This window comes from Synechococcus sp. CBW1107 (assembly GCF_015841355.1).
Taxonomy (GTDB): domain Bacteria; phylum Cyanobacteriota; class Cyanobacteriia; order PCC-6307; family Cyanobiaceae; genus Regnicoccus_A.
In genome coordinates this window covers 399,708-416,929 of the sequence record NZ_CP064908.1, presented here as the reverse complement: position 1 = coordinate 416,929, position 17,222 = coordinate 399,708, and the positions used below count along the sequence as shown (strand labels likewise).

13 protein-coding genes and 2 pseudogenes are annotated in these 17,222 nt (G+C 61.6%); 5 read left to right on the top strand and 10 right to left on the bottom strand.

What is annotated here, in order from left to right:
- Positions 1-190: 190 nt before the first annotated feature.
- The 3 genes and pseudogenes from I1E95_RS02160 to I1E95_RS17220 form a co-directional block, all read right to left on the bottom strand.
- Complete coding sequence (locus I1E95_RS02160; RefSeq protein WP_197161742.1) at positions 191-1,681, bottom strand: IS66 family transposase; 1,491 nt, start codon at positions 1,679-1,681, stop codon at positions 191-193.
- 251 nt (positions 1,682-1,932) lie between these two features.
- On the bottom strand, positions 1,933-2,943 hold the full coding sequence (locus I1E95_RS02155; RefSeq protein WP_197165039.1) for a putative oxygenase MesX: 1,011 nt from the start codon (positions 2,941-2,943) through the stop codon (positions 1,933-1,935).
- Between the two features lie 78 nt (positions 2,944-3,021).
- Positions 3,022-4,614 (bottom strand): annotated as a pseudogene (locus tag I1E95_RS17220) (IS3 family transposase).
- Positions 4,615-4,899: 285 nt separating this feature from the next.
- Here I1E95_RS17220 and I1E95_RS02145 point away from each other — a divergent pair.
- Positions 4,900-6,156 carry an IS256 family transposase gene (locus tag I1E95_RS02145; RefSeq protein WP_197161565.1) on the top strand — a complete coding sequence of 419 codons (1,257 nt, stop codon included), beginning with the start codon at positions 4,900-4,902 and terminating at the stop codon, positions 6,154-6,156.
- 352 nt (positions 6,157-6,508) lie between these two features.
- Here I1E95_RS02145 and I1E95_RS02140 read toward each other — a convergent pair whose 3' ends face one another.
- From I1E95_RS02140 to I1E95_RS02130, 3 genes are read right to left on the bottom strand one after another with little or no spacing between them, the layout of a single operon-like run.
- Positions 6,509-8,701 carry a WD40 repeat domain-containing protein gene (locus I1E95_RS02140; protein ID WP_231594798.1) on the bottom strand — a complete coding sequence of 731 codons (2,193 nt, stop codon included), beginning with the start codon at positions 8,699-8,701 and terminating at the stop codon, positions 6,509-6,511.
- Positions 8,701-9,318 (bottom strand): nucleotide exchange factor GrpE, encoded by a 618-nt coding sequence (gene grpE, locus I1E95_RS02135; RefSeq protein WP_197165035.1) that lies wholly within the window; start codon positions 9,316-9,318, stop codon positions 8,701-8,703. Before grpE ends, I1E95_RS02140 begins: the two co-directional genes overlap by 1 nt.
- 41 nt (positions 9,319-9,359) lie before the next feature.
- Positions 9,360-10,403, bottom strand: coding sequence for an AAA family ATPase (locus I1E95_RS02130; RefSeq protein WP_197165033.1), 1,044 nt, complete (start codon positions 10,401-10,403; stop codon positions 9,360-9,362).
- 149 nt (positions 10,404-10,552) lie between these two features.
- Here I1E95_RS02130 and I1E95_RS16705 point away from each other — a divergent pair.
- The 4 genes and pseudogenes from I1E95_RS16705 to I1E95_RS02115 all read left to right on the top strand — a co-directional run.
- A pseudogene (locus I1E95_RS16705) lies at positions 10,553-11,026 on the top strand (transposase); the annotation flags it as partial.
- 182 nt (positions 11,027-11,208) lie between these two features.
- Positions 11,209-12,504, top strand: a complete 1,296-nt coding sequence (gene istA / locus I1E95_RS02125) for an IS21 family transposase (protein WP_370594568.1) — start codon at positions 11,209-11,211, stop codon at positions 12,502-12,504.
- Complete coding sequence (gene istB, locus I1E95_RS02120) at positions 12,501-13,367, top strand: IS21-like element helper ATPase IstB (protein WP_197163513.1); 867 nt, start codon at positions 12,501-12,503, stop codon at positions 13,365-13,367. The genes istA and istB overlap by 4 nt, the downstream gene beginning before the upstream one ends.
- Positions 13,368-13,531: 164 nt before the next feature.
- Positions 13,532-14,248 carry an IS256 family transposase gene (locus I1E95_RS02115; protein ID WP_231595019.1) on the top strand — a complete coding sequence of 239 codons (717 nt, stop codon included), beginning with the start codon at positions 13,532-13,534 and terminating at the stop codon, positions 14,246-14,248.
- A 151-nt stretch (positions 14,249-14,399) separates the two neighbouring features.
- On the opposite strand, the gene I1E95_RS02110 is transcribed toward I1E95_RS02115, so the two are convergent.
- Genes I1E95_RS02110 through I1E95_RS02095 form a run of 4 tightly spaced genes read right to left on the bottom strand, consistent with a single transcriptional unit; the run spans position 14,400 to position 17,219 of the window.
- Positions 14,400-14,930, bottom strand: coding sequence for a hypothetical protein (locus tag I1E95_RS02110; RefSeq protein ID WP_197165017.1), 531 nt, complete (start codon positions 14,928-14,930; stop codon positions 14,400-14,402).
- A 2-nt stretch (positions 14,931-14,932) separates the two neighbouring features.
- Positions 14,933-15,154 (bottom strand): DUF2997 domain-containing protein, encoded by a 222-nt coding sequence (locus I1E95_RS02105; RefSeq protein WP_197165015.1) that lies wholly within the window; start codon positions 15,152-15,154, stop codon positions 14,933-14,935.
- 48 nt (positions 15,155-15,202) lie between these two features.
- Positions 15,203-15,592, bottom strand: a complete 390-nt coding sequence (locus I1E95_RS02100; protein WP_197165013.1) for a DUF1257 domain-containing protein — start codon at positions 15,590-15,592, stop codon at positions 15,203-15,205.
- A 28-nt stretch (positions 15,593-15,620) separates the two neighbouring features.
- On the bottom strand, positions 15,621-17,219 hold the full coding sequence (locus I1E95_RS02095; RefSeq protein WP_197165011.1) for an Hsp70 family protein: 1,599 nt from the start codon (positions 17,217-17,219) through the stop codon (positions 15,621-15,623).
- Between the last annotated feature and the right edge of the window lie 3 nt (positions 17,220-17,222).

Here is a 17,222-nt window from a genome sequence, read left to right as displayed (position 1 = left end):
GGCGGAAAGATTCCCAGGGAATCGATTCTGCGAGACGGATCAGAACCGGCTTCTTCTCTTGGAGCTTTGCAACTCTTTGTTGTTCGTCCCAGGTATGCGTTCAGGGGTCGGGACGCCCCACCGCACGAATGCAAGCCTGATCGCTCACCGCTGAGCGATCAGAGACTCTTCCTTGTCCTTTCTTCTGCCTTCAGGGATCGCTCAGCAGTGACGGCATCACCCCATCGCGGTGATGGGCGATCCAGGCCTGCTCCAGGAACTCCCAGACATCCCGCCCCTGTTGCCTGAGGGTAGTGGTGACCGTGAGCAGGCGGCTCCGGCAGATCGCACCTTGGCGGGATTGGACTCCTTGACTGATCTTGCGCTGAATCACCGATTGGCGCAGGGCACGTTCTGCGGCGTTGTTGGTGGGCTCTATTCCCTCGTTCTCCAGGAAGGTCCACAACCCACCTGTCACCTTCTGGAGCTGCTGGCACGTGCGCACTGTGCTGGCCCAAGGCGTTCGCTCGCCGCGCTGGTAGCCGAGCTCTACTACCCGCTGCAGCGTGGTCTCAAAGGTCTGGCGGATCGGCCGGCAGCTTTGCTGCAAGGCGGGCCAGTCAATCTTTCCCTCCTTGTAGCGGTGCCAGTGGCCAAACAGCTGCTGCTGCAGGCCCAGCAGCTGGGCTCCGAATTCAGCGCTGGCGCCCGGGCGTTCGGCGATGGCCGTCAGGTCGCGGATCAGGTGCGCCCAGCACAGCTGGCGCTGCTTGGTGGGCAGGTGGTTGTAGGCCGAGAAGCGATCGCTCACCACAATCCCGCCAAAGGCGTTCCCCAGCAGCTCGATGGCAGCGGTCGTCGATCGACTCAGCCCTTGCACAAATACCGTCACCACGGCGGTGACCATGACCCACTGCCAGCCCCGCTTTCCAGTGGGATTGTTGCCGTCGGCATTGCCGGTGGGGGCGCCAGTTTCATCTACGTAGGCCACCGGCTGCACGCGGGCAAAAGCAAGGGCCTCCTGCATGGGCTGCTCCAGTGCTGCACTCAAGCGCTGGCGGACCCGTCCAATCGCGCCGCGGCTCATCTCCACTCCTACCAGCTGCTGGAGCAGGGCCTGGGTCTTGCTGAAACTCAACGGAAAGGCACTGCCCAGCAGGCCCACCAGTGCACTGAGCCTTGGGCCGTAGTGACTGGCCTCCACATCCGCCGGCAACGAGGCGCAGGTGCTGGTGGAACAGCAGGGGCAGACCAGGCGATGCAGCCGGTGCTCGATCACCAGCGGGGTAATCGGCGGGATCTCGATCACCTGATGGCGCAGGGGATCGAGATCCTCTCCCTGGAGCAAGGTGCCACAGCGGCGGCAGGCATCAGGGTGGTGATCCACCACCTGATCCACCCGCTCGATCGACAGCAGCTCTGGTCCGGATCCGGGATGGCCCTGCTGGCCGCCCCGCTTGCGGCCACTGCCCTTGCGCCGTTCTGGCGGCTTAAAACCCAGACCATCACTGGAGGGAGGTTTGGATGAGTTGCGAGAGCTGCGTCCGATCCGCTCACGCAGGTTTGCCAACTCGGTGGCCAAGGAGGTGAGTTGGCCGCGCAACAGCTCGATCTCCTGCTGCTGGGCGTTGATCAGCGCTCTGACGCTGGCGGGAGTTTCCAGCCAGTCGGCTTCTGGAATTCCAGCCGGATGTGCGGTCATCACAGGCGGGTCTCTACCTGAGATGCAACCGGAAATCAAGCTGTCGTCAAGGGTTCAGCAGGGCCGATGTTCGCCGCGAGCTGTCACGCCCCCTGAACGGATACCGTCCCAGAAACCTCGCTGGCCCATAGAAAGTATGTAATCGGTATGGCCTAGTATAATCTAAATCTGGACGTTATCAAGCGGTCTTACGATTTTTCGAGGTGCCCTTAAGATCAGAGTCGCACAGTAGCTCCGTACTCCGGGGGCGTTCAGGGAAAGACGGGTGGACGCGATGCCAGTAGGGCATGGTGATCCTGCAGGAGTTCATTAAGCTCGGAGGCCCAGGGCATGAGAAATTGATCAAAGGCATACTGCGCCTGCCTGGGCGCATGCACCTGGTCACGCTCGGATCGGTCATATAAGATTGGAGCAGGCTCGTAGTCTTGGTTGTTGAGATCTGCGACGAACGTGTCATCTGGGATTGAGTGACTGGCATAAATCTCTGGCCGATAGATGCGTTGAAACGTGTCCATGACTGCAACAAGAGCACACAGCTGCAGCTTTGATCGGCTCTGGAGATCGTTTGGTTGATGATAAATGGCTAGTGGAGCTTTTGAGCCGGGTGCCAGGGCGTAATTCACGTCAAGTCCCATGCGGCCAAAATAGCGAGATGTGATTGACTCTTCTCCCTGAGGGGCATAGATCATTCCAAGACCATCAATCGTTGCTGTCGTGCTTTGATAGCGATGCTGATGGGCCACGCTGATGGCGATCAGGGCTGGTTCTTTCAGAACGCCTTGAGAGTAGAGGTGAGAAAATTGAAGCTGATACAGAACTCCGTGAAGATCTCCGAAGCTGCTGACTTCTTGTTGGCTGGCTTCTCCGTTGCGAATTCGCGGCAGCAGAACATTGAAGTCGTAGTCGCGTACGAAAGAGGAATAGCAAAAGCCGATGGGCCCCTGCAACCATCTCTGCCGTTGTTGATCATGAATGCGGCATCTAAGCATCTCCGAAATAGGAAACCCTCCAGATGCCGATGGGCCTGGCTTGGCGATAACTGTGATCACATCAAGGGTGATTCGATGGCGAGGTTCGTTGTGCTCGCCGAATGTTCCCAGGTTCTTGTTGAAGCGTTCGTTGATCAATCCCAGCGTCTTCTCAATCTGCTCGATGCGTGTAGCTGGATGCTGGGATAAGTTGGCAAAGTTGGTAGTCAGCCGCGTGTGTTCGCTTGGGATGTAGTCGCGATTAAATGGCGTGCTGAGTAGTTGGAGTTGCATGATAAATGCAAGAACTGGGTAAGCCCAGGCCAGGGTGGTCGGTGACTTTCAGGAAAGATGTCGCCGGTTGGCGCCTATTCAGGCCACCTGATGAAAGAGTAACTCCTCCTCGGCTGTTGTGTCATCAGGCGGTTCATTGATCCAGACAACGGCGGGTTGTTGCCAGCAGCGCACGGATCGTGACCAACGCCTGGGATGGTGCTCTCTGGCCTGCTCATAGACCAGCGTGCGCTGGTGGCAGATGGCCGGGGCCTGACCGTTGTGCCGCTGCTGCGGGGTCACGAACCGGATGGCGCTGTGGCGGTGTTCATGCACGTACCAGTGCACGAATGCCGCCGCCCACTGGCAGGCCTCTTCCTTGCTGGTAAAGGGCCGACTGGGGTAGTCGGGCCGGTATTTGGCCGTGCGGAACAGCGCCTCGGAGTAGGGGTTGTCGTTCGACACCCGTGGCCTGGAGAAGGAGCGCAGTACCCCCAGCTCCTCCAGCCGCACCTCCAGCGTGGCGGCGCGCATGGCGCTGCCGTTGTCGGCGTGCAGGATCAACCGGCGCTGGCGCTGCTTGCTGATGCGCTCCCTGATGCAGGCCCTGCTGATCAGATCCGCGGCCAGCTGGGCATCCTCGCGCTCGTGGACGTCCCAGGCGACGATCTTGCGGCTCCAGACGTCGACCACCAGGTAGAGGTAGAGCCATATGCCCCGCACGCTGGTGGGCAGGTAGGGTGATGTCCCAGCTCCAGAGCTGATTGGGCCCATCAGCACGCCGCCTGGGCACCGGACGCGCCTCCTGTGGCGGTCTGGCCCGTCCGCGGTGCTGTACCTGCTGGTGGGCGTGGAGCACGCGGTAGAAGCTGCTCTCGGAGGCCACGAACTCACCCTGGTCGGCCAGGGCGGGCACGATCTGCGCCGGCGGCAGCGAGGCGTACTGCGGCTTGTTGCAGACCGCAAGGATCTGCTGCCGCTCCTGCTGGCTCAGCCGATGGGCCACGTGGCGGGCGCTGCCTTTACGGCGGTCCCCACCGTCCCCATCACCCGCGAACTGACGCCGCCAGCGCTGCAGGGTGCGCAGGCTGATGGCCATGCGCTCCGCCACCCGCGCCGCTGTAGCCCCTGCGGCCACAGCGTCATCGAGGATCTCCAGTGCCCTCCGGCGATCAGCCGCGGAGGTCAGTCCTCCTCGGCCTCTCCCCAGAGGGCCTGCATCTTTTTTGTGACCAGCAGCAGCGCCGCCGCTTCTGCCAGGGCCTTCTCCTTCTTGCGCAGTTCCTTCTGGAGCCGTTTGATCTCGCGCTGGTCCTGGGCGCGGAGCTTCTCCAGCTCCCTCTGTTCTTTCAGCGTCAGTACCGGCTTCTCGTTGGCATCCTGCGATGCCTGCCGCCAGCGCTCCACCTGCTCCGGGTACAGACCCCGCTCCCGGCAATAGGCGCTGAGCTCGGTGGCGTTCAGCCCAGCGGTCTCCAGCACCACCGTGAACTTGTCAGCAGCGCTCCAGCCCTCAGGGTCCTTCTGCGATGCCGGCACCACCTCTCCCTCCAGCCGCCAGCCCTTGCGCCAAGCGTAGAGGGTGATCACGTGGATCCCCAGTTCCTGGGCAATCTCCGCCACGCTCTGGCGATGAGGTGGCCCCATCCGCCGGCGGACATCAGCCTTGACGGCCTCGCTGTAAGGACGCATCGATCGATTCCATCAGGCCCCCTGGTGGTTGAAATGGTCGGGATGAAGAGGCGTCATCTTTCCTGGCAGAGGGGGCTAACTGGGTGACGAGCGAGAGGCTGAGATGTGGCGGCGAGGGGTATGGCGCTCGGGTAGAGCGGCGTCCCAGCAAGTGGTGTAACTCAGGAGGATCAGCCCCGGCGTAGCCGGGGCTGACGGCTCACCTCCCTCAGATTTCAGCTGTGGCAATGGGTGGGCCGGTCTGTGACCCTGTTCGGAGAACTACCACCAAACCGAACACAGACCATGACCCTCACCCATAGTGGCGCCTCCGAGCTGAGCCAGCTCATGGAGGGCACCACCGCTGGCGCCCTGATCCCAGAGATCGTGCGCCGGGGTTTCCAGGACCTGCTGGAAGCCGAGGTTTCTGCCCTCACGGGCGCTCAACTCCATGAGCGCTGCCCCGATCAGCGCTCCACCCATCGCAACGGCTACCGGGAGCGGCTGCTCACCACCCAGGTGGGCGACCTCAGCCTGGCCATTCCCAGGTTGCGGCAGGGCAGCTTCTTTCCCAGCTGGCTGGAGCCACGCCGCCGGGTGGACAAGGCGCTCTACGCCGTGGTGATGGAGGCCTACACCGGCGGGATCTCCACCCGCAAGGTCGACGCCCTGGTGGAGGCGCTGGGCGGGGCCAGCGGCATCTCCAAATCGGAGGTGAGCCGCATCTGCCAGGGGCTCGATGAGCAGGTGAAAGCCTTTCTGGGCCGGCCGCTTGACCATGCCCGCTTTCCCTACGTCTACCTCGACGCCACCTACCTCCACGGCCGCCTGGGCCGAAATATGCAGGTGGTGTCGCGGGCGGTGGTGGTGGCGATCGGCATCAATGCCCTCGGCTACCGCGAAGTTCTCGGCATTGCCGTGGGCGACAGCGAGGCGGAGGGCTTCTGGCGTCAGTTCCTGGGCTCACTCAAGGAGCGTGGCCTCGACGGCACCCGCCTGGTGATCTCGGATGCCCACCTGGGCCTGACGGCAGCGATCAAGCGGATGTTCCAGGGCAGTAGCTGGCAGAGGTGCCGGGTGCACTTCCTGCGCAACCTGCTGAGCCATGTGCCCAAGGCCGGCCAGGACATGGTGGCCGCTGCCATGAAAGCGGTGTTCGTGATCCAGGCTCCAGATCAGGTGCGCGCCCACTGGCAGCGGGTCACCGAGATGCTGCGCAAGCAGTTCCCCGGCGCCGTGCCCGTGATGGAAGCCGCCCGGGACGACGTGCTGGCCTTCCTGCACTTCCCCCAGGAGCACTGGCGCAAGGTCTGGAGCACCAACCCGCTCGAGCGCCTCAACAAGGAGATCAAACGCCGCACCAACGTGGTCGGCATCTTCCCCAATGATCCAGCGATCGTGCGCCTGGTGGGCAGCCAGCTGCTGGAGCAGCAGGAGGAATGGCAGCTGGAGCGTCGCCGCTTCTTCTCTGAGGCCACCATGGCCAAGATCCCAGAGCCAGAAGAGCCCTTGGAGCTCACCGATGCAGATCCGAACGCCCAGCCGGCTGCAACCATCAGCTGAAGCGCACCAGCTTCTACCTCGATCTACACAGAACACATCGATCGCTGAGTTGCCAATTCAGCGATCAGGGTTCATAATGGATCAATGGAGCTGCGCAATCAGCTTCCAAGCAGTCATCCCCTGACTGCTCCTGTTCACCCTCCGGAGAGGGTCACAGGACCTCCTGAGTTACACCACTCGGAGGGGCGCTACCTCGGGTAGCAATGAACAGCGACCTTGGGACTTCAGGAAGAGCCGTTAAGGAGAGTGATCAGTCACCTGGCTGAGCGACCATGGCCCGGTGATCGGGAGGGCCTCGTCGCCTGGGCATAACGATATCAGGGCCCCAAGCTATCCAATAAAGGCACTATGCTCAGTCATCAACTTCTACTTCGAAACTTGAAGTCTCAAGAGAAATTGGCAAATCGTCAACAATGACATCAAAGCGATTAATTACATGGCATATTGCGACAATAAAGTCCAGCCAGGGTCTTGACCAACGCGGATTATGCTCCAAATCTTTCTGACTGTCAGCCAAGAACTCCCTATCCTTCGGCGTGAAGCTCATGAGTGGATAAAATATTAGGTTCTCTATTTTATTTTTCCACAGTTTAATAGTTTCTCCGCTTGCAGTGGCTAGGCAGCGGCCAGAAGGAGACCATGTAAATGATTCATCTGAATTAGAACCGAGATACATTTCGCTGACCGCTGTCCACCCTGCAGTCCTATATAGCTTGGCACAGTATTCCGAGTGCCCCCATGAATATCCCCAGTCGCCTACTTGTGACTTTCCATAATCATGTTCAATGGAAGTCAGATAGCGCCCATCAGGAGACCACGAAATTGACTTTACATTGTATTTATTATCACTTATCGTATTACAGCATTCACCTGTGCGTGGATCCCACAACCTGATCGTCTTATCAGTGCTACACGAGGCGAGCCAACGTCCATCAGGAGACCAAGCAATCGAATTTACCGAACCAGCATGACCCTGAAGGATATGGAAGCAGGTTCCTGTAAGTGGGTTCCATATGTGAATCCTTTTACCATCAAAGGCATTAGAGGCAAGGAAGCGTCCATCCGGAGACCAGGCGATCTTGTTCACCGATCCCTTATGTCCCTGGAGGATGTGCGTGCATTTGCCTGTATATGGATTCCACAAACGTATGGTTGACTCAATGCTGGTGGAAGCAATGCTGCGACCATCAGGCGACCAAGCAACTGAATTCACCGACTTAGTATGACCCTCGAGAGTATGGGCGCATGCGCCGAGGGCCGGATCCCATAATCGAATAGTCTTATCTATGCTTCCAGAAGCTAGAATGCGGCCATTAGGCGACCATGCATGTGTTAATATACCTGAGGAATGCCCCTTGAGAGTATTAGTGCAGACGCCACTGTATGGGTCCCACAATCTGATCCATTTCCCCCGATTAGCTATGGAAGCAAGACGGAGCCCATTTGGTGACCAGGCTATCGATGAAACAGGAATGGAATGCCCCTTGAAGGTTCTAGTACAGACTCCTTTGACTGGGTCCCACAAACGGATGGTCTTGTCGGAACTACAAGAAGCGAGGCAGAGCCCATCCGGCGACCAGGCTAACAACATCACATTCTGCTCATGTCCTTGTAAGTAATCTGTGCAAACAACTGGTTCTAATTCGATCCAGTCTGCTTGTTCTGGGAGATGCCGTGAAAGACTCAGCAGTTCTGCAATAGGAATTTCTCCATAACGAGCTGGTGGTGGTATTCCCGCCGGGATCGCTTGAACCAACAGCCGCCCATATATTGGTGGTGCCATAAATGCCCACTTCCAAATGGCTTCAAGATCCCCAGCTTGCTTAAGTACCTTCACCGATGTGGCCCAGTCGTCATCGCTGAAGGCATGAGGCTGCTTGGTTTTCAGCATCGCTCTTAGCCATTGAGTCCTTCCCGTCTTCGCCGACACGGTCGCTAGCCGTTTGCGCACTGCCGGGCTAGCAGTAGCCATGGCCTCGGCCAGGAGAGTGCTGTCGAGATCCAGCTGTTCATATCTCTGCAATTGGCCGCTTAACATCCAAAACAGTGCTCGACTGGCAGCATCAGATGGTGCATGGCCGGCATTCACAAGCAGTCTGGCCAATTCATCCTCAGCATCTCCGCATTCAATCCAATGACGGCAAAGCAGATCAATGCTTGCAGGGGAATCTAGCTGGTGAGCCAACTTATCCAGAGCAGCAATTGCACCCCTATGAAGTGTATTACTTGTGGAGTACTTCGCTACAATCTTATTTACGAGGGAAGCCACCAGCTCGCCAAAAGGCGAATGTAGCTCTGCTGCCATATGAGCCAGAGGAGCAACTACGGCCTCAAAAATCGTGGTGCTGGGGAGAAGGCTTGCTGCAATGCCTTCAGCCAAAGCAGCCACAGCATCTGGTGTGCCATCATTTGCCAGCTTTCGAATTGCCCGCTTCTGCTGCCAGCGCCGGGGGAGCAGCGGCCTGAACTGCTCCCCACGCAAGCGGGAACCATATCGCTTGATCTGGGTAGGATTTAGCGGAGAGCGAGCAGAAGGGTTCATCATCAAGCCGTTGTAGCTACAACACTGGCATCGTCAAGAGCGATATCCTCCACTGCGGCAGTCTTGAGAATTCGCCCCCTGAATGTGATTCCCGGAATCCTCACCCTCACTGATTCTCCATTGATGAGGCTCGTGGCCTGGCTGAGTGGCTGATGACGATCTGGATCGAAGGCCACCACTGATCCGATGCTCTCCACTGCTTCCAGTCCAGCTGGTGCGAGTCCCTCCCAGAGGCGGCGGCTGGTGGCAAGCAGATCCTTGGTGCTCAGTTCTTTACCCTGCTGCTCAATCAGATGCTGCTGGGTGAGAAGCTGAGCAAATGGCGTTGCCAGGGGCCTCAGTAACTCCTCGAGGTGGGCGTTGAGCGACTCGCTGAGTACATCGTGCTGCTGATGGTCTTGGCGTTGGAGATCAGCCTGGAGTTGAGCCAGCCGTTGCTCGGCTTGTTGGAGGTCGAGCCGCAGTTTCTGCAGCTCACTCTCCGCCGCCAGTCGCAGGGTACGCTCTTGGTTGAGCTCTTTGTGCTGCAGCGCTGCGGCATTGTTATGGCCTGGAGCTTCGTGCGGCTGGGGTGGCTGATCGGCAAAGCGCGAGAGCCAGTGGCGAAAGCGTCGCAGCATCGGAATGGCAGCTGGGGGGTAGTGTCGCTGGGCGGAAGTGCTCAGGGCTGGCGGATGTCGAGCGGCACGAACTGCTGCACCGCATCGAAGCTCTCGCGGAACGAGGCCGACTGGGCCCGGCCTTCCTGCAACCAGGCCCGCAGGGCTCCGATGCGCTCCCGCTGCGAGACCGAGAGCGGCACCTGGCGATCGAGGGAACGGGAGATGTCATCGGAGTTGAACTCGCGCTCCTGGTTGAAGCCGATGTACATCGCATCAACAATCGCCTGCTCGATCTCAGCACCCACGTAGCCCTCCGAGAGGCGGGAGAGGCCATCGAGATCAAAGTCGTGAATAATGCGCTGGCGTTTGCGCAGATGCACGGAGAGGATTTCGCGGCGTTCGGAGAGTGTGGGGAGATCAAGGAAGAAGATCTCATCGAAACGGCCGCGCCGCAGCAGCTCCGGCGGCAGGCTGCTGATGTCGTTGGCGGTCGCTACCACGAAGCAAGGGGCGGTCTTCTCCTGCATCCAGGTGAGGATGGTGCCGAACACCCTGGTGCTGGTGCCACCATCAAGGCCGCCTGTTGCGAAGGCCTTCTCCATCTCATCGATCCAGAGGATGCAGGGCGAAACGGTTTCAGCCATCTGCAACGCCTGACGGGTGCGTTGCTCTGATTCCCCAACCAATGACCCGAACAGGGAGCCCACATCAAGTCGCAGCAGCGGCAGGTGCCAGAGGCCGCCGATCATCTTGGCGGTGAGGCTTTTTCCGGTACCAGGGATACCGATCAGGGCCATGCCACGTGGTGATGGCAGGCCATAGTCGCGAGCTTCCTGGCTGAATGCTCGCTCCCTGAGCCGCAACCAATCCTTCAGCACTTCGCAGCCTCCTAGATCGGCGGGGCTTTCGCTGGCGGCATAGAACTCAAGGGCCTGGCTTTCGCGGATGATCTGCTTCTTCTCCTCCGTCACCAGATCGATGTCCTGGTCATTGAGCAGGCCATCGCGCACGATCGCCTTGGAGAACACTCGCTGTGCCTGGGCGCTGGTGAGGCCAAGGGCTGCTTGAACCAACTTCTCGCGACCCAGTGGAGTGAGTTGCAAGCGGCGTCCCAGCAAGTGGTGTAACTCAGGAGGATCAGCCCCGGCGTAGCCGGGGCTGACGGCTCACCTCCCTCAGATTTCAGCTGTGGCAATGGGTGGGCCGGTCTGTGACCCTGTTCGGAGAACTACCACCAAACCGAACACAGACCATGACCCTCACCCATAGTGGCGCCTCCGAGCTGAGCCAGCTCATGGAGGGCACCACCGCTGGCGCCCTGATCCCAGAGATCGTGCGCCGGGGTTTCCAGGACCTGCTGGAAGCCGAGGTTTCTGCCCTCACGGGCGCTCAACTCCATGAGCGCTGCCCCGATCAGCGCTCCACCCATCGCAACGGCTACCGGGAGCGGCTGCTCACCACCCAGGTGGGCGACCTCAGCCTGGCCATTCCCAGGTTGCGGCAGGGCAGCTTCTTTCCCAGCTGGCTGGAGCCACGCCGCCGGGTGGACAAGGCGCTCTACGCCGTGGTGATGGAGGCCTACACCGGCGGGATCTCCACCCGCAAGGTCGACGCCCTGGTGGAGGCGCTGGGCGGGGCCAGCGGCATCTCCAAATCGGAGGTGAGCCGCATCTGCCAGGGGCTCGATGAGCAGGTGAAAGCCTTTCTGGGCCGGCCGCTTGACCATGCCCGCTTTCCCTACGTCTACCTCGACGCCACCTACCTCCACGGCCGCCTGGGCCGAAATATGCAGGTGGTTGTCAGGCGACAGCGAAAACTGGTCCGGAGGCGACACGAAAACTGGTCCACCCCGTGGAGCGAGCCAGGCAGGACGACAAGGGCAGCGCAGGGGCGCCATCTCTGGAGCCGATGGTTCTGGAGACAGCTGTGCAGACCCCTCAGGACGTGGAGGCGATGCGACGGCTATCGGCAGCAGGTTGGGGCCGGAGGCGGATTGCTAAAGAACTGGGCTGTTCACCGGAGACGGTGCGCAAGTACCTGCGGCAGGGTGGCTGGCAGCCCTACGGGAAGCCCTGCCGCAACACGGTTCTCGATGGCCAACGGGAGTGGCTGCGGCAGCGGTTTATGGCCCACCGCGGCAATGCCGATGTGGTGCGGCAGGAGCTGGCCAGTGAGAAGGGAATCGAGGTGAGCCTGCGGACAGTGGAGCGTGCCGTGGAGCCGTGGCGGCGGGAGCTGCGCAACGCGGCCCTGGCGACGGTGCGGTTTGAGACCCCGCCGGGCCGGCAACTGCAGGCAGACTTTGGCCAGTGCCTGGTGAGCATTGGCGGCGAGCGGGTGCGGGTGCACCTGGCGGTGCTCACCCTGGGGTACTCGCGCCGGCTGCTGGTGCGGGCATTCCGCAGCGAGAAGCAGGACCACTGGCTCCAGGCCCTGGAGGAGGGTTTCCGCCACTGGGGCGGGGTACCGCAGGAGGTGCTGGTGGATAACGCCCGTGCGCTGGTGAGCCAGCACGATCCCGAGCGCAACATCCTGGTTTTTGCCGAGCGGCTGGAGGAGTTCGCCCGTTACTGGGGGTTCAAGCCCCGTGCCTGTCGGCCGTACCGGGCCAGAACCAAAGGCAAGGACGAGCGTGGGGTGGCGTACGTCAAGAGGAACGCCATCGCTGGGCGGGAGTTCAGCAGCTGGGCGGAGTTTGAGGCCCATCTGGTGCGCTGGACCCGCGAGGTGGCCGACCTGCGGGTGCACGGCACCACCGGCGAGGCGCCGCTGGACCGGTTTGTGCGGGCAGAAGCCCAGGCGTTGCAGCCGCTGGAGGCCAAGCCGTCGTTCCTGGCGGAGCGGGAGCTGGTGCGGATCGTGCACAGCGACTGCTGCGTGGAGGTGGAGGCGAACTGGTACTCGGCGCCGCAGGCGCTGATCCGTCAGCGGGTGAGCGTGCTGGTGCGCGATCAACAGGTACTGATCCGCCACGGCGGCCGGATCGTCGCTGAGCACAGGCGCCAGCGGCCCGGTAGCCGCAGCCGCCAGGTGATCGACGGCCATTGGGAGGGCCTGCTGCCGCAACGGCAGCAGCGCGAGGCGGAGCGATCGCTGCGGGATGGCAACGCAAGACGTGATCAGGAGCAGCGCCCGGTCCGCAGCTCTGAACTGGCCCGGCCTCTGGCGGTTTATGCCGAGCTGATCGGGGAGGTGGCGGCATGAGTCCCACCAACCCACGCAACCGATCCACAGCGGCGATACCACCGGTACCGACCGAGGAGCTGGAGGCAATGCTCACCCGCCTACGGCTCCCAGCAATCCGCGACCGCCTCGATGCGCTGCTGGAGGAAGCGGCAAGGCGGGAGATGAACCTGCGCGAGGCCCTGGCCTGGCTGTGCGCGGCCGAGGTGGCACGCAAAGACCAGCTGCGGATGGAGATGGCGCTGCGGCTGGCGCGCTTCCCCTATGTGCGCACGCTGGAAGCGTTCGATTTCGAGGCCCAGCCGTCGATCGACCCGGCCCAGATCCGTGAGTTGGCCACCTGCCGCTGGGTGGCCAACGGCGACACCCTGCTGCTGCTCGGGCCGCCGGGTGTGGGCAAGACCCACCTGGCGGTGGCGCTGGGCCGGGAGGCGGTGCGTCTCGGTCACAGCGTCCAGTACGTCGGTGCCATGGAGCTGATCAGCGCCCTGGCCAAGGCCCAGGCGCAGCACGCCCTGGAGGGCCGGCTGACGCAGTACGCCAAAACCCGGCTGCTGATCATCGATGAGCTGGGCTACCTGCCGCTGGAGCCGAACGCTGCGTACCTGTTCTTCCAGCTGATCTCCCGCTGCTACCAGCGCGGCAGCGTGCTGATCACCTCCAACCGCCCCGTCATGGAATGGGGCGAGGTGTTTGGCGATCAGGTGGTCGCCACAGCGATCCTCGACCGGCTGCTGCACCACAGCCACGTGCTGACGATCCGGGGCGACAGCTACCGGCTCAGGGAGAAGCGGCGCAGCGGCCTGATCCGCCCGCAGGCGGGCGGTTCCTCCTCACCGGACAGCGCTGGCCTACGGCCACCACCGCCCGGTGAGAAGGCCTAAGGGGAACCCGGATCAAGCGGCACAGATGCCGCAGCCAACAACAACGACACGACACCCACCGATGAAACACCGATCCAAGGGCAGCCGTAAGGCCCCCATCAGCAAGCCATCAGGTGGACCAGTTTTCGTGTCGCCGGAGGACCAAAAGCGGATGTCGCTTGACAGTGGTGTCGCGGGCGGTGGTGGTGGCGATCGGCATCAATGCCCTCGGCTACCGCGAAGTTCTCGGCATTGCCGTGGGCGACAGCGAGGCGGAGGGCTTCTGGCGTCAGTTCCTGGGCTCACTCAAGGAGCGTGGCCTCGACGGCACCCGCCTGGTGATCTCGGATGCCCACCTGGGCCTGACGGCAGCGATCAAGCGGATGTTCCAGGGCAGTAGCTGGCAGAGGTGCCGGGTGCACTTCCTGCGCAACCTGCTGAGCCATGTGCCCAAGGCCGGCCAGGACATGGTGGCCGCTGCCATGAAAGCGGTGTTCGTGATCCAGGCTCCAGATCAGGTGCGCGCCCACTGGCAGCGGGTCACCGAGATGCTGCGCAAGCAGTTCCCCGGCGCCGTGCCCGTGATGGAAGCCGCCCGGGACGACGTGCTGGCCTTCCTGCACTTCCCCCAGGAGCACTGGCGCAAGGTCTGGAGCACCAACCCGCTCGAGCGCCTCAACAAGGAGATCAAACGCCGCACCAACGTGGTCGGCATCTTCCCCAATGATCCAGCGATCGTGCGCCTGGTGGGCAGCCAGCTGCTGGAGCAGCAGGAGGAATGGCAGCTGGAGCGTCGCCGCTTCTTCTCTGAGGCCACCATGGCCAAGATCCCAGAGCCAGAAGAGCCCTTGGAGCTCACCGATGCAGATCCGAACGCCCAGCCGGCTGCAACCATCAGCTGAAGCGCACCAGCTTCTACCTCGATCTACACAGAACACATCGATCGCTGAGTTGCCAATTCAGCGATCAGGGTTCATAATGGATCAATGGAGCTGCGCAATCAGCTTCCAAGCAGTCATCCCCTGACTGCTCCTGTTCACCCTCCGGAGAGGGTCACAGGACCTCCTGAGTTACACCACTCGGAGGGGCGCTACCGAGTTGCACCTGCACTCCGGGAGTGGTCGTGAGGCCGTTGAGTACCGTCTCAAGCTCGGCGGTGTCGGGAGGGGGGAACTCCACCACCACCGCAACATCCTTGAGTTCCGCCGGCAGCTTGGGGCTGGGTGTGGTGATCAGGATAGATTTACGAGTGTAGCGGAAACGCTGGGCAAGGTTGCGCAGCTTGCGCTTGAGCTGGGCATTGCTCCAGATGTCGTGGAAATCGCGCAGGATGAAGAGGGCATCGCCATCGTGCTGGTCGATCTTCTCCAGAGCGGTTTTCGGGTCGGGCGCTGTTGGAACGCTGCCTGTCCAATTCGCGATTGCCTCGAAGCCATCACCCGCATCCCAGCTCAGGCAGGGGCGCTTGTTCGTCTCACAGGCCTTGCGCACCTCTGCAACGGCACGTTCCTCCTCCGGAGTGATCAGCACGATCAACGTGAAGCGAGCCCGCAGGCAGAGATCCAGTTCCTGTTGAAACGACATCGCTACCAGCCGCCGCCAATTGCCTGGGTGTCATCCACCTGCCAGCTCACGCCTTGATCATCCGCATCGGCATCGGGTGTCATCTCCCGACTGCTGATCTCTCCACCAAGGAGGGTTTCAAGCCCTTTGGTGAGGCTGAGGCATTGTCCGCCATTGACCCCACGAACCTGAAGCTTCACGGTGCCATCGGGGGCGACGAAGACATCGATTTCCTGGATCTCCATGGGCTTAAGGCAGATTGATCAAGGTTTGATGGGTCTGTTGGGCGACGCTCAGATGCTGCGTCGCAGCACGAGGTGAAGGGTGCCGTCCTGCTGTTGGCCTTCTTCCACCAAACTGAATCCTTCTGCGATCAGAGCCTCCTGGGCGGCATGGTAGGCGTAGCGCTGATGCAATTGCCGCACGAAGTCTTTCTGCTCAATGCCACGAATCCCCCACCAGTCGGCTACCAGCTCATAGCCATCATTGGAATTGGTGCGGCGGAAGCCGATGTCGTAGCCCTTGCTGGCAGTGGCAATCTTGAGATCGGCCTTGGTGGTGTTGCCCTGGTAGCCATTCACCGTGATGGGCCCGTGCTGCACGGTGTACCCGAGATCAACCAGGGCCTTCTGCAGATGGCTGGCTTCCACAACACGGGTGCGGATGGTGGTGAAGTGCGACATGGCAGGGAGGGCAGGAGAGGAGGTGGAATCAGCTCAGCTGGATCACGGGATAGTCGCTGTAGAGCAGGCGACCATTGGCCAGCTCGCGGGCGGTGAGCAACAAGCGCTTGTTGCCATCGATCCCGAAGCTGATTCGAAAACAAGCGTCCCCGGCATTCACAGGCTGGCTGGTGGTGAGGAAGGTGGGGGAGTTCTCATTCATCCAGAAATGGCTGCGTCGTTCCTGCTCAGCCGTTGCCACCGCCAGGATGCGGGCACCACCAGCTGGATCGAACACCAGCTCGGTGGAGGCTGCAGCTCCTGTGGATTGGAGTTGCTCGCCAAGTTCAAAGATCGCCAGGCCCAACTGGTCCTGCCCGTCGAAGGAGGCTTTGACAGTGAGATGGGCGATCGGTTCAGCACTGGGGTAGGGGCTACCGGCCTCGACGAGCGTACGGTAGGTCCAGTGGCCGGTTTTTGGATCGCGGTGACGAATGGCGTAGCTGTGCTGGATGTGGTCGTAGAAATCGACTCCACCGACAAAGGCCGCTGCCCCTCTGGCCACCGCATCGATCGGGCGATCCGCGAAGAGCCGGTCCTTCCCGAAGATCCGCGCCAGGGTGGTGCGCACCACCGGGATCTGGCTGCTGCCGCCCACCAGCAGCACCGATTTGATCTGCTCCTCGCTGTAGCCGCGATCCCGGGCGCGGTTGAGCGCCTGGCGGATGAGACGATCGATCCCTCCGATCAGACCAGCCTCATCCATCAGTTCCTCGAAGCGGCTGCGGCTCCAGGCCGCCTCCAGCACCTGGCCGGTATCAGGGTCCAGCAGGGTGATCGCTGCCTCACTTTGGCTGGTGAGTTGGATCTTGGCCTGCTCGCATTCGGCGAGGATGGCGCCGCTGAGGGTCTGGATCAGCGGATCAGTGTCGGCCCGTCCGGTTTGCAGCAGCACATCCTGGAAGAGCAGCTTATCGAGGCTGATCCCGCCGATCTGCGCACCAGCCTTGGCGAGGATCCGACAGCGGCGGCCATTTGCGGCAGTGTCCTCCGGCTCGATCAGCACCACGGCGACATCGAGTGTGCCACCGCCGAAATCAAACACTAGGTAGCAGTCACCAGCCTGGATGTGGGCGCCATAGCCAAGTGCAGCAGCTGAGGCCTCATCAATCAGCCGGTAGCGGGGCAGGCCTGCCGCAGAGGCGGCGTCCCCCAGCCAGGCGGCGTAGTGCTCGTAACTGTCGACTGGAACCGTGAGGGCGATCTCCTCATCCGCGAGGGCCAGATCCTCGCGGGTGAGCCTGAGCAGGGTGGTGAGAAAGTCGTGGCCGGCCTGGTGAAAGCTCACCTGCCGTTCCCCGATGCGGCGACCCCGGCTAGTGCCTCCCCGGCCGATGTAGCTCTTGGCCCAGCGCAGGGTATGCGGATGCTTGAGCAGGTTGCGCTGCAGCACTTGCTGCCCCAGCCATTGGTGCTGATCTTCTCCGTAGTGGATCAGGGAGGGGATTACAGACGTGGTGCCATCGCCCTGGGGATAAAGGCTGCGGTAGGCCGCCGGGGCATAGGTGCTGGCCTCCTGGCGATCGGCATCCCAGAGGGCGAGCACGGTGTTGGAGGTGCCGAAATCAACCGCAAGACGACCAGGCATGGC

Coding starts and splice junctions, on each gene's coding strand:
- I1E95_RS02160 (WP_197161742.1), bottom strand. CDS start 1,681: ATGACCGCACATCCGGCTGGAATTCCAGAAGCCGACTGGCTGGAAACT.
- I1E95_RS02155 (WP_197165039.1), bottom strand. CDS start 2,943: ATGCAACTCCAACTACTCAGCACGCCATTTAATCGCGACTACATCCCA.
- I1E95_RS02145 (WP_197161565.1), top strand. CDS start 4,900: ATGACCCTCACCCATAGTGGCGCCTCCGAGCTGAGCCAGCTCATGGAG.
- I1E95_RS02140 (WP_231594798.1), bottom strand. CDS start 8,701: ATGATGAACCCTTCTGCTCGCTCTCCGCTAAATCCTACCCAGATCAAG.
- grpE (WP_197165035.1), bottom strand. CDS start 9,318: ATGCTGCGACGCTTTCGCCACTGGCTCTCGCGCTTTGCCGATCAGCCA.
- istA (WP_370594568.1), top strand. CDS start 11,209: ATGGTTCTGGAGACAGCTGTGCAGACCCCTCAGGACGTGGAGGCGATG.
- istB (WP_197163513.1), top strand. CDS start 12,501: ATGAGTCCCACCAACCCACGCAACCGATCCACAGCGGCGATACCACCG.
- I1E95_RS02110 (WP_197165017.1), bottom strand. CDS start 14,930: ATGTCGTTTCAACAGGAACTGGATCTCTGCCTGCGGGCTCGCTTCACG.
- I1E95_RS02105 (WP_197165015.1), bottom strand. CDS start 15,154: ATGGAGATCCAGGAAATCGATGTCTTCGTCGCCCCCGATGGCACCGTG.
- I1E95_RS02100 (WP_197165013.1), bottom strand. CDS start 15,592: ATGTCGCACTTCACCACCATCCGCACCCGTGTTGTGGAAGCCAGCCAT.
- I1E95_RS02095 (WP_197165011.1), bottom strand. CDS start 17,219: ATGCCTGGTCGTCTTGCGGTTGATTTCGGCACCTCCAACACCGTGCTC.